Origin of the sequence: Pseudomonas sp. YeP6b, assembly GCF_025642995.1 — a bacterium.
Classification (GTDB): domain Bacteria; phylum Pseudomonadota; class Gammaproteobacteria; order Pseudomonadales; family Pseudomonadaceae; genus Aquipseudomonas.
In genome coordinates, this window is the sequence record NZ_CP080090.1 from 312582 (window position 1) to 326825 (window position 14244).

Annotated in this window: 15 protein-coding genes; 10 read left to right on the forward strand and 5 right to left on the reverse strand. The window is 60.8% G+C overall.

The annotated features are described in order from the left end of the window. Positions 1–41 precede the first annotated feature (41 nt). Positions 42–1583: a SulP family inorganic anion transporter gene (locus tag KZH41_RS01475; RefSeq protein WP_242153699.1), complete on the forward strand. Its 1542-nt coding sequence runs from the start codon at positions 42–44 to the stop codon at positions 1581–1583. Positions 1584–1713: 130 nt separating this feature from the next. On the opposite strand, the gene KZH41_RS01480 is transcribed toward KZH41_RS01475, so the two are convergent. Next, positions 1714–2361 (reverse strand): hypothetical protein, encoded by a 648-nt coding sequence (locus KZH41_RS01480; RefSeq protein WP_094949690.1) that lies wholly within the window; start codon positions 2359–2361, stop codon positions 1714–1716. A gap of 369 nt (positions 2362–2730) precedes the next feature. Between KZH41_RS01480 and coxB the strand changes: the two genes are divergently transcribed. From coxB to KZH41_RS01500, 4 genes are all read left to right on the forward strand, one after another. Next, complete coding sequence (coxB, locus tag KZH41_RS01485; RefSeq protein ID WP_263274253.1) at positions 2731–3858, forward strand: cytochrome c oxidase subunit II; 1128 nt, start codon at positions 2731–2733, stop codon at positions 3856–3858. A 58-nt stretch (positions 3859–3916) separates the two neighbouring features. Then, positions 3917–5503 carry a cytochrome c oxidase subunit I gene (gene ctaD / locus KZH41_RS01490; protein ID WP_094949688.1) on the forward strand — a complete coding sequence of 529 codons (1587 nt, stop codon included), beginning with the start codon at positions 3917–3919 and terminating at the stop codon, positions 5501–5503. A 126-nt stretch (positions 5504–5629) separates the two neighbouring features. Continuing rightward, positions 5630–6181 carry a cytochrome c oxidase assembly protein gene (locus KZH41_RS01495; protein ID WP_094949687.1) on the forward strand — a complete coding sequence of 184 codons (552 nt, stop codon included), beginning with the start codon at positions 5630–5632 and terminating at the stop codon, positions 6179–6181. Positions 6182–6216: 35 nt separating this feature from the next. Further along, entirely contained in the window at positions 6217–7104 is an 888-nt protein-coding gene (locus tag KZH41_RS01500) for a cytochrome c oxidase subunit 3 (RefSeq protein ID WP_094949686.1), read from the forward strand. Between the two features lie 6 nt (positions 7105–7110). On the opposite strand, the gene KZH41_RS01505 is transcribed toward KZH41_RS01500, so the two are convergent. Next, positions 7111–7314, reverse strand: a complete 204-nt coding sequence (locus tag KZH41_RS01505; RefSeq protein WP_016969525.1) for a twin transmembrane helix small protein — start codon at positions 7312–7314, stop codon at positions 7111–7113. Between the two features lie 28 nt (positions 7315–7342). On the opposite strand from KZH41_RS01505, the gene KZH41_RS01510 reads away from it, so the two are divergent. The 5 genes from KZH41_RS01510 to KZH41_RS01530 are packed head-to-tail and all read left to right on the forward strand — an operon-like array spanning position 7343 to position 11266. Then, positions 7343–8107: an SURF1 family protein gene (locus KZH41_RS01510; RefSeq protein WP_094949685.1), complete on the forward strand. Its 765-nt coding sequence runs from the start codon at positions 7343–7345 to the stop codon at positions 8105–8107. Continuing rightward, complete coding sequence (locus KZH41_RS01515) at positions 8073–8657, forward strand: hypothetical protein (RefSeq protein ID WP_094949684.1); 585 nt, start codon at positions 8073–8075, stop codon at positions 8655–8657. Before KZH41_RS01510 ends, KZH41_RS01515 begins: the two co-directional genes overlap by 35 nt. A 10-nt stretch (positions 8658–8667) precedes the next feature. Next, on the forward strand, positions 8668–9747 hold the full coding sequence (locus KZH41_RS01520) for a COX15/CtaA family protein (RefSeq protein WP_263274254.1): 1080 nt from the start codon (positions 8668–8670) through the stop codon (positions 9745–9747). Beyond that, positions 9735–10634 carry a heme o synthase gene (gene cyoE / locus KZH41_RS01525; RefSeq protein ID WP_263274255.1) on the forward strand — a complete coding sequence of 300 codons (900 nt, stop codon included), beginning with the start codon at positions 9735–9737 and terminating at the stop codon, positions 10632–10634. The genes KZH41_RS01520 and cyoE overlap by 13 nt, the downstream gene beginning before the upstream one ends. Then, positions 10631–11266: an SCO family protein gene (locus KZH41_RS01530; protein ID WP_094949682.1), complete on the forward strand. Its 636-nt coding sequence runs from the start codon at positions 10631–10633 to the stop codon at positions 11264–11266. Before cyoE ends, KZH41_RS01530 begins: the two co-directional genes overlap by 4 nt. 269 nt (positions 11267–11535) lie before the next feature. Here the strand turns inward: KZH41_RS01530 and KZH41_RS01535 are convergent, their stop codons facing one another. Genes KZH41_RS01535 through KZH41_RS01545 form a run of 3 tightly spaced genes read right to left on the reverse strand, consistent with a single transcriptional unit; the run spans position 11536 to position 14042 of the window. Continuing rightward, on the reverse strand, positions 11536–12309 hold the full coding sequence (locus KZH41_RS01535) for a MetQ/NlpA family ABC transporter substrate-binding protein (RefSeq protein ID WP_094949681.1): 774 nt from the start codon (positions 12307–12309) through the stop codon (positions 11536–11538). A gap of 51 nt (positions 12310–12360) precedes the next feature. Beyond that, positions 12361–13035: a methionine ABC transporter permease gene (locus tag KZH41_RS01540; protein WP_094949680.1), complete on the reverse strand. Its 675-nt coding sequence runs from the start codon at positions 13033–13035 to the stop codon at positions 12361–12363. Further along, entirely contained in the window at positions 13035–14042 is a 1008-nt protein-coding gene (locus KZH41_RS01545; RefSeq protein ID WP_094949679.1) for a methionine ABC transporter ATP-binding protein, read from the reverse strand. The genes KZH41_RS01540 and KZH41_RS01545 overlap by 1 nt, the downstream gene beginning before the upstream one ends. Positions 14043–14244: the final 202 nt, after the last annotated feature.

The window sequence follows — 14244 nt, forward strand, 5'->3', positions numbered from 1 at the left end:
CAGGCATTGCCGCGCCCGGCGAATGCCTCGGGAGAGTCATCATGCGTGCTGCTCAATTAAAAGCTGTATTGCCGCGGGAGCTGCTCGCCTCCGTGGTTGTGTTTCTGGTTGCCCTGCCCTTGTGCATGGGCATTGCGATTGCTTCCGGTATGCCGCCGGCCAAAGGGCTGCTCACTGGGATTATCGGTGGTTTGGTGGTGGGCTGGCTGGCGGGTTCGCCGCTGCAAGTCAGCGGCCCCGCAGCGGGCTTGGCGGTGTTGGTGTTCGAGCTGGTGCGCCAGCACGGCATGATGATGCTCGGGCCGATCCTGCTGCTGGCGGGGTTCCTGCAACTGGTGGCCGGGCGTTTGCGCCTGGGCTGCTGGTTCCGTGTCACGGCGCCGGCGGTGGTGTACGGCATGCTGGCGGGGATCGGTGTGTTGATCGTGCTGTCCCAGGTCCACGTGATGCTCGACGGCGCACCCAAGCCTTCAGGGCTGGATAACCTGGCGGGCTTCCCGGCAGCAGTGATCGAGGCGATCCCGACCCTCGGCGGCGGCCTTGGCTGGCAAGCCGGGTTGCTCGGCCTGTCGACGATGCTGGTGATGTACCTGTGGGATAAATTCCGCCCGCAAAAACTGCGTTTCGTGCCCGGCGCCTTGTTGGGCGTGGGCTTGGCAACCGTCACCAGCCTGGTGCTGGCGTTGCAGGTCAAGCGCGTGGAAGTCCCGGAAAACCTCGCCGATGCCATTGACTGGCTGCGCCCCAGCGACCTGCTGAACCTGGCCGACCCACAGCTGTTGATCGCCGCGTTCGCTGTGGCGTTCATCGCCAGTGCCGAGACGCTGCTGTCTGCCGCAGCGGTTGACCGCATGCACAGCGGTCAGCGTTCCGATTTCGACAAAGAATTGTCTGCTCAAGGTGTGGGCAACATGCTCTGTGGTTTGGTCGGCGCGCTGCCGATGACCGGCGTGATCGTACGCAGCTCGGCTAACGTGCAGGCCGGTGCGACCACGCGCTTGTCGGCGATGTTCCACGGTGTGTGGCTGCTCGGGTTCGTGCTGCTGCTGTCGAGTGTGCTGCAAAGCATTCCGGTGGCGAGCCTGGCGGGTGTGCTGGTGTACACCGGGATCAAGCTGGTGGACGTGAAAGCATTCCGAGCGCTGGGCCGCTATGGGCGGATGCCGATGTTCACCTATGCCGCAACGGCGTTGGCGATCATCTTTACCGACCTGCTGACCGGCGTGTTGGTGGGCTTCGGGCTGACGTTGGTCAAACTCGCCTTCAAGGCGTCGCGACTGAAAATCAGCCTGATCGACCTGCCCCAGGACGGTGAGATGGAGTTGCGTCTGACCGGTGCGGCGACCTTTCTGAAAGTGCCGGCGCTGACCCAAGTGCTGTCCTCGGTACCTGCGGGGACTACGTTGCATGTGCCGCTGAGCAACCTGAGTTACATCGACCATTCCTGCCTGGAGTTGCTGGAGGAATGGGGCCGGGCCAATGCGGCCAAGGGCTCGAAGCTGATGATCGAGGCGCGCGGGTTGAAGCGCCGGCTGGAAGGCCGGGTGCGCACGACGGTGGGGATTGGTTCGGCCCCTGTCTGAGCACCACAAAACAATGTGGGAGCCGGGCTTGCCCGCGATGAGGGAGTGTCAGTCAACACATTAGCTGACTGACCCACTGCCATCGCGGGCAAGCCCGGCTCCCACATTTGGCTCGCGTCCGATCGGAAGTTTAAGCCGGCTGATCCAACGCCAACTCAACCCCCAACTGCCGCGACAGGCACGGCCAGCGCTTCCACGCCGCTTCCGTTTCCGGGCTTTTCAGCTGTTCGCGATACGCCTCGACCGACTCCAGCGCAAAGCTCTCCTCGTTGAGCATCTCATCCACTGCCAGGTGCACGGCTTCATCCAGCTTATTGGCGAATGTTTCACCAATCAGCTGATGGGCAATCACGTTAGCCACAGTGGTGTCCGCCGGAATAAGCGGCTGGCCGAAATGCTTGATGTACAGATCGTTGACCTCTTCCACCAAGCGGTGAGCCAGGTAAGCCTCGTCCAGCAGGCTGTCGAGGCCTTCATGGCCGGCCAGGATCGCGGGCGGCTGCAGGAAGAAATGCTCGGCGATTTTCAGCACCGGTTTGATCTGGCTTTCGATGCCGGCTTCGCGGGCCACGTCATTGGCGGCTTCGAGCAAGTCCGGGACGAGTTCGATGTAGGCAGTAACAAAACGGGTCATGACAATGTTGCGATCACCGTCAGTCAGGGAAATGGCCGAATGCAGGTGCGGCAATTGTTTTTCCAGTTGCTGGGCAAGCTGGCCAGTGCTGGCTTCGTGTTGATGGGCACGGGAAATCTGCTCGCGCAATGCGGCGGTGTTCATGAAAACTCCAGTGAAACAGGCGTAGGAAAAGGGAAAGGACAAGGTAGCTCGTTTATACGAGAGCCTAAGACGCGTTTGTCATAATTATTTCATGGTTATGCGCATGCGTTATATCGAATTGCCATCGTTCGTCGGATAAACGTTTGCGGCCCCGTAGTTATTAGGTCCGCCCGTCTGTTTTTGCTCATTTGGCCTTACACATTGCGGGGTTGGTGCGGCTGTCTATACTCGGTTTTGTACGCAATTAGCTGATGACGCCCAACTGCATGACGCAGGCAAGGCTTGGCGGTTGTAAGCAGTATGGAAGCCGCTCCCTTCGCCGCAGGTGCAAACCGGCGGGATAACAAGAAACATAAAGGGGAACCCGCAATGACGCGACATCCACACGTTTGGATGGGCCCACTGTTGTGGTCAGTATTCGGCCAGGCGCACGCCGCCTGGACAACGAATATGACGCCAGGGGCTACTGAAGTCAGTCACGCCGTGTTCGACCTGCACATGACCATTTTCTGGATTTGTGTGGTGATCGGCATTGTCGTGTTTGGCGCGATGTTCTGGTCGATGATCCTGCACCGTCGGTCCACGGGCCAGGTGGCCGCCAAGTTTCACGAGAGCACGACCGTGGAAATCCTCTGGACCGTGGTGCCCTTGCTGATCCTGGTGGCGATGGCGATTCCGGCGACCAAGACCCTGATCAATATCTACGACAGCAGTGAGTCGGATATCGATATCCAGGTCACCGGCTACCAGTGGAAGTGGCATTACAAATACCTGGGCCAGGACGTGGAGTTCTTCAGCAACCTGGCCACACCCGCCGAGCAGATCCACAACCAGGCCACCAAGGGCGAGCACTACTTGCTCGAAGTCGACCAGCCGCTGGTGCTGCCGGTGGGCGCCAAGGTGCGTTTCCTGGTGACTGCCGCCGACGTGATCCATTCCTGGTGGGTGCCGGCCTTTGCAGTCAAGCGCGACGCCATCCCCGGCTTCGTCAACGAGGCGTGGACTCGGGTCGAGAAACCCGGCATCTACCGTGGCCAGTGCGCCGAATTGTGCGGCAAGGACCACGGCTTCATGCCGATTGTGGTCGAGGTCAAATCCAAGGCCGACTACGACACCTGGCTCGGCGAGCGTAAGGCAGAAGCGGCCAAGCTTAAGGAGCTGACCTCCAAAGAGTGGACCCTCGAAGAGCTGGTGGCACGTGGCGACAAGGTCTACCACACCACCTGCGTGGCCTGTCACCAGGCAGAAGGCCAAGGCTTGCCGCCGATGTTCCCGGCGCTCAAAGGCTCGCCGATTGCCATCGGACCCAAGGAAGACCACCTGCACCGCGTGTACTTCGGCAAGCCCGGCACCGCGATGGCCGCCTTCGGCAAACAGCTGTCGGAAGTGGATATCGCCGCCGTAGTGACTTACGAGCGCAACGCCTGGGGCAACAACAAAGGCGACATGGTCACGCCTAAAGACGTGCTGGCCATCAAGCAGGCGCAAAGCAAATGACAGCCCTTACTGCGTATGCCACGAAACGCCTCGCCCACTTGCCTGCAGGAGAACGGCCATGAGCACTGTGATCGATGACCATGGTCACACCGACCATGCCCACGGCCCCGCCAAAGGCCTGATGCGCTGGGTGCTGACCACCAACCACAAAGACATCGGCACGATGTACCTGTGGTTCGCCTTCACTATGTTCCTGCTCGGCGGCTCGTTCGCCATGGTGATCCGCGCCGAGCTGTTCCAGCCCGGCCTGCAGATCGTGCAGCCGGCGTTCTTCAATCAGATGACCACTATGCACGGCCTGATCATGGTGTTCGGTGCGGTGATGCCGGCCTTTGTCGGCCTGGCCAACTGGATGATCCCGCTGATGATCGGCGCGCCGGACATGGCCCTGCCGCGCATGAACAACTTCAGCTTCTGGCTGCTGCCGGCGGCGTTCCTGCTGCTGGTCTCCACCTTGTTCACCCCGGGCGGCGGGCCGAATTTCGGCTGGACCTTCTACGCCCCGCTCTCCACCACCTACGCGCCGGAAAGCGTGACGTTCTTTATCTTTGCCATCCACCTGATGGGCATCAGTTCGATCATGGGCGCGATCAACGTGGTCGCGACCATTCTCAACCTGCGCGCGCCGGGCATGACCCTGATGAAAATGCCGCTGTTCGTCTGGACCTGGCTGATCACCGCGTTCCTGCTGATCGCGGTGATGCCAGTGCTGGCCGGGTGCGTGACCATGATGCTGATGGACATCCACTTCGGCACCAGCTTCTTCAGTGCGGCCGGCGGCGGTGACCCGGTGCTGTTCCAGCACGTGTTCTGGTTCTTCGGCCACCCCGAGGTGTACATCATGATCCTGCCGGCCTTCGGCGCCGTCAGCTCGATCATCCCGACCTTTTCGCGCAAGCCACTGTTCGGCTACACCTCGATGGTCTACGCCACAGCGAGTATCGCGTTCCTGTCGTTCATCGTGTGGGCGCACCATATGTTCGTGGTCGGCATTCCCTTGGTGGGCGAGCTGTTCTTCATGTACGCCACGCTGCTGATCGCCGTGCCGACGGGCGTGAAGGTGTTCAACTGGGTGAGCACCATGTGGCAAGGCTCGCTGACCTTCGAGACGCCGATGCTGTTCGCCGTGGCCTTCGTGATCCTGTTCACCATCGGCGGCTTCTCCGGGCTGATGCTGGCGATTGCTCCGGCGGACTTCCAGTACCACGACACCTACTTTGTGGTGGCGCACTTCCATTACGTACTGGTGCCCGGGGCGATCTTTGGCATCTTCGCCTCTGCCTACTACTGGCTGCCGAAATGGACCGGCCACATGTACGACGAAACCCTGGGCAAGCTGCACTTTTGGCTGTCCTTCGTGGGCATGAACATGGCGTTCTTCCCGATGCACTTTGTGGGGCTGGCCGGCATGCCGCGCCGGGTGCCGGACTACAACCTGCAGTTCGCCGACTTCAACATGGTTTCCTCGATTGGCGCATTCATGTTTGGCGCCACGCAAATCTTCTTCCTGTTCATCGTCATCAAATGCATCCGCGGCGGCCCGCCAGCCCCGGCCAAACCGTGGGATGGCGCCGAAGGTTTGGAATGGAGCATTCCCTCGCCTGCGCCGTACCACACGTTCACCACGCCGCCGGAGGTCAAGTGAACACTCTGGCCCAGGCTACCTCGCTCTCCTGTGGGAGCTGGCTTGCCTGCGATAGCGGTGTGAACTGCCAAACCCTCATCGCAGGCAAGCCAGCGCCCACAGAAAGTCAAAAGCGGGGTGGCTGCCATGCTTGAGTCCGTGCCCATCAAGCGCCTGGTCACCCGCCTGCTGATCCTGGTGGTGGCGATGTTCGCCTTCGGTTTCGCCTTGGTGCCGATCTACGACGTGATGTGCAAGGCGTTCGGCATCAACGGCAAAACCGCCGGGCAGTACGAGGGCGAGCAGATGGTCGACCCTACGCGCCAGGTGCGCGTGCAGTTCCTGTCGACCAATGCCATCGACATGGTCTGGGAGTTTCATTCCAAGGCTGACGAGGTAGTGGTCAACCCCGGCGCAGTCACCGAGATGCTGTTCGTCGCCTACAACCCCACCGACAAGGCCATGACGGCACAGGCGGTGCCGAGCATTTCCCCGGCCGAAGCGGCGATGTATTTCCACAAGACCGAGTGCTTTTGCTTCACCCAGCAAGTGCTGCAGCCAGGTCAGCGCATCGAAATGCCGGTGCGTTTCATTGTCGACCGTGACATGCCCAAGGATGTGAAGCATTTGACCCTGGCGTACACCCTGTTTGATATCACTGCGCGCCAACCGCCGGTGGCTGTCCACACCGGCGGCTAGCTACTGTTTGCCCCCTCAATCAGGAGAGCGAATACATGTCGTCTCATGATACGTACTACGTACCAGCACAAAGCAAATGGCCAATAATTGCTACGTTTGGCATGTTGATCACCGTGTACGGCCTGGCCGTGTGGTTCAACGACCTGAAGGCGGCGCGCCCGGAATCCCACGGCCCGTGGATCTTTTTCGTCGGTGGCCTGCTATTGGCCTACATGCTGTTCGGCTGGTTTGGCGCGGTGATCAAGGAAAGCCGTGCCGGTTTGTACAGCCCGCAGATGGACCGCTCGTTTCGCTGGGGCATGACCTGGTTCATCTTTTCCGAGGTGATGTTCTTTATCGCCTTCTTCGGCGCGTTGTTTTATGTGCGGCACCTGTCGGCGCCGTGGTTGGCGGGTGAAGGCTCCAAAGGCGTCGCGCATATGCTGTGGCCGAACTTCGAGTTCGCCTGGCCGCTGCTCAACAACCCGGACCCCAAACTGTACCCAGCGCCGGAGGGCACTATCAGCCCGTGGGGCCTGCCGCTGGTCAATACCATCCTGCTGGTGAGTTCCAGTGTGACCATCACCATCGCCCACCATGCCTTGCGCAAAGGCCATCGCGGCGCGCTGAAAATCTGGCTGGCGATCACAGTGCTGCTGGGGCTGGCGTTTCTCGGGTTCCAGGCTGAGGAATATATCCACGCCTACAAAGAACTGGGCCTGACCCTCGGCTCGGGCGTTTACGGCGCGACCTTCTTCATGCTCACCGGCTTTCACGGCGCCCACGTGACCATCGGCACCATCATTCTGTTTGTGATGCTGATGCGCATCCTGCGCGGGCACTTCAATGCCGAGCACCAGTTTGGCTTCGAAGCGGCCAGTTGGTATTGGCACTTTGTGGATGTGGTGTGGATCGGCCTGTTTTTCTTCGTTTATGTGCTGTGAGGCGCCTTACCACGGCGCATGAGACACCAACTGGCCGCTGAAAAAGCCCCAGGCGATCAAGCCTACGGTGATCGCGGCCAGTACGACACGCACGGTCAAGGCAGTGACGAGGCGGTTGGAGTTGCCCTCGTCCTTGACCAGAAAAAACAAGCCACTGAACAGGCTCACGACAGTCGCGATCAGCATCAGGGCAATAGCTGCTTTGAGCATGGTCAGGTTCCATTCGGATGGGCGGGCAATGAAAACCAGTATAGCCAGCGCCATAAAAGACTTTCGCCCAGGGCTCGCACCCACGTTGGTGGTGCTGGTGCTGCTGCCGTTGATGGTGGGCCTGGGGTTCTGGCAATTGGCGCGCGGCCATGAAAAACAGCTGCTGGTGGACAGCTATGCCGAGCGGCGCGTGGCCGAGCCCATCGACAGTGTGCAACTCAATGGCAGGGCAGACCCGGCCTTTCGCCGCGTACGCCTGCGTGGCCAGTTCGACGCCGAGCACAGCGTGTTGCTCGACAACCGCATGCGCGATGGCAAGGCCGGTGTCGAGTTGTTGCAACCCTTTCACGACCAGGCCAGCGGCCTGTGGCTGTTGCTCAATCGCGGCTGGTTGCCGTGGCCGGACCGACGCACGCCACCGGTCTTCAGCACACCCGAGCAACCGTTGAATCTTGACGCCTGGGTGTATGTCGCCCCCGGCGAAACCTTCCAACTGCACGCCGACCCCGCGACCACGCAATGGCCGCGCCTGCTTACCGCGCTTCACCCCACCGCCCTCTGGGCTGAATTGGGCCGTAGCGGCTTTGCCTACGAGCTACGCGCGGAACCCGGCCCCGGTACGTACGACACCACCTGGCCGGTGGTCGCCATGGGCCCGGAAAAACACGTCGGCTACGCCGTGCAGTGGTTCGCCATGGCGCTGGCGTTGCTTGCGCTTTACCTCTACCTCGGCTGGCACAACAAAAAGGAGAAGTCCCATGGGAGCGGCCATGAATCCACCCAGCGCATCTGAGGCGCCCGACCGGCGCAAAGGCCGCTGGCAGCTGATTTTGATTTTGATGATGGTGATCGGCCCGATGGCGCTGGCCACCTTTATGTACAAACTGCAGTTCTGGGTGCCGGACAACCGCAGCTACCATGGCGAACTGATCGGCAATGGCCAGACCCGCGCCGACATCGGCGTGCAGGCCGATGAGGATCGCTGGCAGTTGCTGGTCACCGCGCCCGCTGCCTGCGCCGCCGACTGCCAGCAACTGGTGTACCTGGCGCGCCAGCTGCAAATCAGCCTGGGCCGCGATGCGTCCCGCGCCAGCCATGCCTTGGCCAGTGCGCAGCCGGTGAGCAGCGATTACGAGGCCAAGCTCAAAGCCGAATACCCGCAACTGCAACGCTACCCGCTGGACCTGTCGACCTTCAGTAAAGACGCCGCCGCACCTGGCGATGCGCAACTGTGGATCGTCGACCCGCACGGCAACCTGGTGTTGCGCTACGACGCCAAGGTCAAGGGCAAGGACTTGCTCAACGACCTGCGCCTGCTGCTGAAACTGTCGAACATCGGATAAGGGCATCGTCATGGCCAAACCTGGATTTCGCCTCGCGTTGTTTGCCACCTTGCTGGCGCTGATCGTCGTGCTGCTCGGTGCCTATACCCGCCTGACCCACGCGGGCCTCGGTTGCCCAGACTGGCCGGGCTGCTACGGCTTTATCAGCGTGCCGCAAAGCGAAGCCCAGCTGGCGCACGCCGAGCTGCATTTCCCCGATGCGCCGGTGGAGGCTGACAAGGGTTGGGCGGAGATGACCCATCGCTATTTTGCCGGCACCTTGGGTGTGCTGATCGTGCTGCTGGCGGCGCGTTCGTGGAGCCATCGGCGTGATCCGGGCCAGCCGGTGAAGTTGCCGTTGTTCCTGTTGGCGGTAGTGTTTGCCCAGGCAGCGTTCGGCATGTGGACGGTGACGTTGAAGCTGTGGCCGCAAGTGGTCACGGGCCATCTGCTCGGTGGTTTTGCCACCTTGAGCTTGTTGTTTCTGCTGACCCTTCGGCTGTCCGGCGTGCTGCCTGCGTTGATCGTGCCCAAACGCCTGCAATATTGGGCAACCGCCGGGTTGGTGTTGGTGATCGGCCAGATCGCGCTGGGCGGCTGGGTCAGTTCCAACTATGCAGCGGTGGCCTGTATCGATTTGCCCACGTGCCATGGCGAGTGGTGGCCTGCGGCGGACTTTGCTAATGGCTTCCACCTCACCCAACACATCGGCCCCAATTACCTCGGCGGGCAGCTCGACAGTGAAGCGCGCACGGCCATTCACCTGACCCACCGGATCGGCGCGGTGCTGGTCACGCTGGTGCTGTTGGGCTTGGCCTGGCAGTTGCGCGCCGTGGGCATGACCCGGCTCGCGGGCTTGCTGCTGATCGCGCTGGCGGCACAACTCTGTCTGGGTTTGAGCAACGTCTACTTTCACCTGCCGCTGCCGGTTGCAGTCGGCCATAACGCCGGCGGTGCGGCGTTGTTGCTGACGCTGGTGCTGGTCAATTACCACGCGCGCACCAGCCTGGTCCGGGTGCGCCATCAGTTGCCGTTCGGCTGGCGCTTCATTCCACGCAAACACGTTTCGGGCCTCATCACCCTTAAAGGAGAGATGCCATGGCGACCTTGATCGGCGCGCGTCACGATCAGGCGATCTGGCGGGACTATTTGGAGCTGACCAAGCCGAAAGTGGTGGTGCTGATGCTCATCACATCGCTGGTGGGCATGTTCCTCGCGACCCGCGCCGGTGTGCCGTGGGCGGTGCTGATTTTCGGCAACTTGGGCATTGCCCTTTGTGCCGGTGGCGCGGCGGCGGTCAACCATGTGGTGGATCGGCGCATTGATGCAGTCATGGCGCGCACGCATAAACGGCCAATGGCAGAAGGGCGCGTGTCGCCGGTGGCCGCCCTGGCCTTTGCTTTGTTTCTGGCTGTTGCAGGTTTGGCCCTGCTGCTGGCGTTTACCAATCCCTTGGCGGCGTGGCTGACGCTGGCCTCGCTGCTCGGTTATGCGGTGATCTACACCGGGTTTCTCAAGCGCGCGACGCCGCAAAATATTGTCATCGGCGGCCTCGCTGGCGCCGCGCCGCCGCTGCTGGGTTGGGTTGCGGTTACCGGGCATATCAGCGCCGAGCCGCTGCTGCTGGTGTTGATCATCTTCGCCTGGACCCCGCCACACTTCTGGGCCCTGGCCATTCACCGCAAGGAGGAATACGCCAAGGCCGACATCCCCATGCTGCCGGTCACCCACGGCGAGCATTACACCAAGGTGCATATCCTGCTCTACACCTTCGCCCTGTTGGCGGTAAGCCTGTTGCCGTATGTGATCCACATGAGCGGCCTGCTGTACCTGGCGTGCGCGTTAGTATTGGGCGGGCGCTTTCTGCAATGGGCCTGGGTGCTGTACCGTGGCAGCAAGCCGCACGCGGCGATCAACACGTTCAAGTACTCTATCTGGTACCTGTTCCTGCTGTTTATCGCGCTGCTCGTAGACCACTACTTACTGTTGAACCTATGACTCGAACTCAAAAAACCGTCTTTATCCTGGTGGCCATCGTCGCGTTGATCATGGGCCTGACCGTTAACAAAGTGCTCAGCGGCAAGGGCCAGGGTGACCCCACCGCGCTGATCGACGCCGGCATCATCCTGCTGCCGCAAAGCCGCCAGTTGCCGCCAGTGACCATGACAAACCAGAACGGCCAGCCGGTGGTGGTCAATGAGTTGAAAGGCAAATGGAGCCTGCTGTTCTTCGGCTACACCTTCTGCCCCGACATCTGCCCGACCACCCTCGCTCAACTGCGTCAGATCAAGAGCGAACTGCCCAAAGAGGCTGTGGATAAGTTGCAGGTGATCCTGGTCAGCGTTGACCCAAACCGCGATACCCCGGCTCAGCTCAAGCAGTACCTGGGCTACTTCGACCCGCAGTTCGAAGGCCTGACCGGCGCGAATGTGGACGATGTGCAGAAGGTTTCGAATGCGGTGAGCATTCCGTTCATTCCGGCGGATACCAGCAAGCCCAACTACACCGTCGACCACAGCGGCAACCTGGCGCTGATCGGGCCGGATGGTACGCAGCGCGGGTTTATTCGTGCGCCGTTGAACAATCAAAAGCTGGTGGCGCAGTTGCCAGGGTTGTTGCAGCGTAAGTAAGCACGTAGGCGCTGATCGTTCCCACGCTCCGCGTGGGAATGCCTCTGGTGACGCTCCGCGTCACGACCTGAAGAGCGGACGCAGAGCGCCCTGGGTTGCATTCCCACGCAGAGCGTGGGAACGATCGGAGCAACACAAAACAAATGTGGGAGCTGGCTTGCCTGCGATAGCGATGGGCCAGTCACCATCTTCGGTGACTGACACTCTGCTATCGCGGGCAAGCCCGCTCCCACATTTTTGATCTTCAGTGTTTTGGAGATCGGGTCAGATCAGAACGCCGGCAGAATCGCGCCTTTGTACTTCTCAAGAATGAACGCTTTGACTTCCGGCGAGTGCAGGGCTGCTACCAGCTTCTTCACGGCGTCCGAGTCTTTGTTGTCGTCGCGGGTCACCAGGATGTTGACGTAAGGCGAGTCGTTGCCTTCGATCACCAGGGCGTCCTTGGACGGGTCTAGTTTGGCTTCCAGCGCGTAGTTGGTGTTGATCAGCGCCAGGTCGACCTGGGTCAGCACGCGCGGCAGGGTGGCGGCTTCCAGTTCGCGGAATTTCAGCTTTTTCGGGTTACCGGAGATGTCCTTGATGGTCGACAGGATGTCTGTCGGGTCCTTCAGGGTGATCAGGTTGTGCTTGGCCAGCAGCAGCAATGCGCGGCCGCCGTTGGTGGCGTCGTTCGGGATCACGACGTTAGCGCCGTCAGGCAGGTCTTCCAGCTTTTTGTACTTGCTGGAGTAGGCGCCCAGTGGCTCCAGATGCACAGCGGCGACGCTCACCAGGTGAGTGCCTTTGGTTTTGTTGAACTCATTCAGGTACGGCTGGTGCTGGAAGAAGTTAGCGTCCAGGCGCTTTTCAGCCACCTGGACGTTTGGCTGCACGTAGTCGGTGAAAACTTTGACCTGCAAATCCACGCCTTCTTTAGCGAGTGCAGGTTTCACGAATTCGAGGATTTGCGCGTGAGGCACAGGCGATGCGGCGACTGTAATAGTCTCGGCAGCGTGGGCGGAAAACGCGGCAACGGCGGCGAAAGCAACCAGTAGTTTTTTCATCCAACAAGCTCCTTGTTCGGGCATGTGCCGGCGGGGGCCGGGCAATGGCCGTTATTTTCGAGAATAGTGTGTCACCAGCTTGTCGCCGATGGTTTGCAGAATTTGTACCAGCACAATCAACATGACGACGGTGACGACCATGACATCGTCTTGGAAACGCTGGTAGCCATAACGGATCGCCAGGTCACCCAACCCGCCGGCGCCCACCACGCCCGCCATGGCGGTGTAGCCCACCAGGGCAATTGCGGTGACAGTGATTGCAGCAATGATGCCGGGCTTTGCCTCGGGCAGCAGTGCCTTGACGATGATCTGCCGCGTGGTGGCGCCCATGGCCTGGGTCGCTTCGATGATGCCGCGATCCACCTCGCGCAAGGCGGTTTCGACCAGCCGCGCGAAGAACGTCGAAGCGCCTACCACCAACGGGGGAATCGCGCCGGCCACGCCAAGCGAAGTGCCCGTGATAAAGATCGTAGTAGGGATCATCACAATCAGCAGAATGATAAACGGCAGAGAGCGTATAGCGTTGACGATGAAGGCCAGCACGCCATAAGTGGCTTTCTGCTCGAGCAACTGACGTGGGCTGAACAGGAACAGCAGAATGCCCAGCGGCAGGCCCACCAGTACGGTGAAAAACAGCGAAGTGCTGAGCATCAGCATGGTGTCGCCCGTGGCAACCCAGATATCAGCCCAGTCAACTTTGTCGAAGTAATGCAGTAACACGTCCATTAACGCAGGACCTCCATGTGCACATCGGCCGCAGTGAAGCGGGCGAACGCCGCTTCCATGTCACCACCGGTGATGGCCAGGGTCAGTTGCCCGTAGGGGGTGTCTTTGATGTGGTCGATGCGACCGGCAAGGATGCTGTAGTCCACCCCCGTTTCGCGGGCGACGGTGCCCAGCAGCGGCGCGTAAGTCGATTCGCCCTGGAACGTCAGGCGTACGATACGCCCCGGCACATGGGCGAACACGTCATGCTGCTCGCCTTCGTCGACCTGCTCGGCTTCTTGCACAAAGCGCTTGGTGGTCGGGTGCTTGGGGTGCAGGAACACATCGGTCACTGAGCCTTGCTCGACGATCACGCCGTCATCCATCACAGCCACCTGATCGCACACGCGGCGGATCACGTCCATTTCATGGGTGATCAGCACGATGGTCAGCTTCAGCTCGCGGTTGATTTCGGCCAGCAGTTTCAGCACCGAGGCGGTGGTCTGCGGGTCGAGGGCGCTGGTGGCTTCGTCGCACAGCAAGATTTTTGGCTTGGTCGCCAGGGCGCGGGCGATGCCGACGCGTTGCTTCTGGCCACCGGACAACTGCGCCGGGTACTTCTTGGCGTGGTCCGACAGGCCGACGCGGGCGAGCAACTCAGCCACGCGCAGGTCGATTTCTTTGCGCGACAGCTCACCGGCCAGGGTCAGCGGCAGCGCCACGTTGTCGGCAACGGTCTTGGAGGCGAGCAGGTTGAAGTGCTGGAAGATCATCCCGACTTGCTGGCGGAAGCGGCGCAGGCCGTTGGCGTCCAGCGCGGTGACTTCTTCACCGTCAACGTGGATCTGCCCACCGCTGGGTTGCTCCAGGCGGTTGATCAGGCGCAGCAGGGTGCTTTTACCCGCACCGGAGTGGCCAATGAGGCCGAACACCTGGCCGTTTTCGACGCGCAGGCTGGTGGGGTGCAGGGCGGGGATTTCCTTACCGGCGACGCGGTAGGTTTTATGGACGTTATGAAACTCGATCACGTAGCGAACCTTGTGGGGCGCATGGAAAAGGGATCAGCTGTTAGCCGGGCGCGCATTTTAGCCTGTCCGTATAGTGTTTCTTAGCATTTATTTCGCATTCAACCAGCGATTTGGCAATAACGCGATCAAAGGTCATAAAAAAGGAACGGTGCAAAACCGTGTCAGTCACTACTTAAGCAACTCAATTTCCCAGGTGCCGTGC

Coding starts and splice junctions, on each gene's coding strand:
- KZH41_RS01500 (WP_094949686.1), top strand. CDS start 6,217: ATGTCGTCTCATGATACGTACTACGTACCAGCACAAAGCAAATGGCCA.
- coxB (WP_263274253.1), top strand. CDS start 2,731: ATGACGCGACATCCACACGTTTGGATGGGCCCACTGTTGTGGTCAGTA.
- KZH41_RS01480 (WP_094949690.1), bottom strand. CDS start 2,361: ATGAACACCGCCGCATTGCGCGAGCAGATTTCCCGTGCCCATCAACAC.
- ctaD (WP_094949688.1), top strand. CDS start 3,917: ATGAGCACTGTGATCGATGACCATGGTCACACCGACCATGCCCACGGC.
- KZH41_RS01520 (WP_263274254.1), top strand. CDS start 8,668: ATGGCCAAACCTGGATTTCGCCTCGCGTTGTTTGCCACCTTGCTGGCG.
- KZH41_RS01515 (WP_094949684.1), top strand. CDS start 8,073: ATGGGAGCGGCCATGAATCCACCCAGCGCATCTGAGGCGCCCGACCGG.
- KZH41_RS01535 (WP_094949681.1), bottom strand. CDS start 12,309: ATGAAAAAACTACTGGTTGCTTTCGCCGCCGTTGCCGCGTTTTCCGCC.
- KZH41_RS01510 (WP_094949685.1), top strand. CDS start 7,343: ATGAAAACCAGTATAGCCAGCGCCATAAAAGACTTTCGCCCAGGGCTC.
- KZH41_RS01495 (WP_094949687.1), top strand. CDS start 5,630: ATGCTTGAGTCCGTGCCCATCAAGCGCCTGGTCACCCGCCTGCTGATC.
- KZH41_RS01475 (WP_242153699.1), top strand. CDS start 42: ATGCGTGCTGCTCAATTAAAAGCTGTATTGCCGCGGGAGCTGCTCGCC.
- KZH41_RS01540 (WP_094949680.1), bottom strand. CDS start 13,035: ATGGACGTGTTACTGCATTACTTCGACAAAGTTGACTGGGCTGATATC.
- cyoE (WP_263274255.1), top strand. CDS start 9,735: ATGGCGACCTTGATCGGCGCGCGTCACGATCAGGCGATCTGGCGGGAC.
- KZH41_RS01530 (WP_094949682.1), top strand. CDS start 10,631: ATGACTCGAACTCAAAAAACCGTCTTTATCCTGGTGGCCATCGTCGCG.
- KZH41_RS01505 (WP_016969525.1), bottom strand. CDS start 7,314: ATGCTCAAAGCAGCTATTGCCCTGATGCTGATCGCGACTGTCGTGAGC.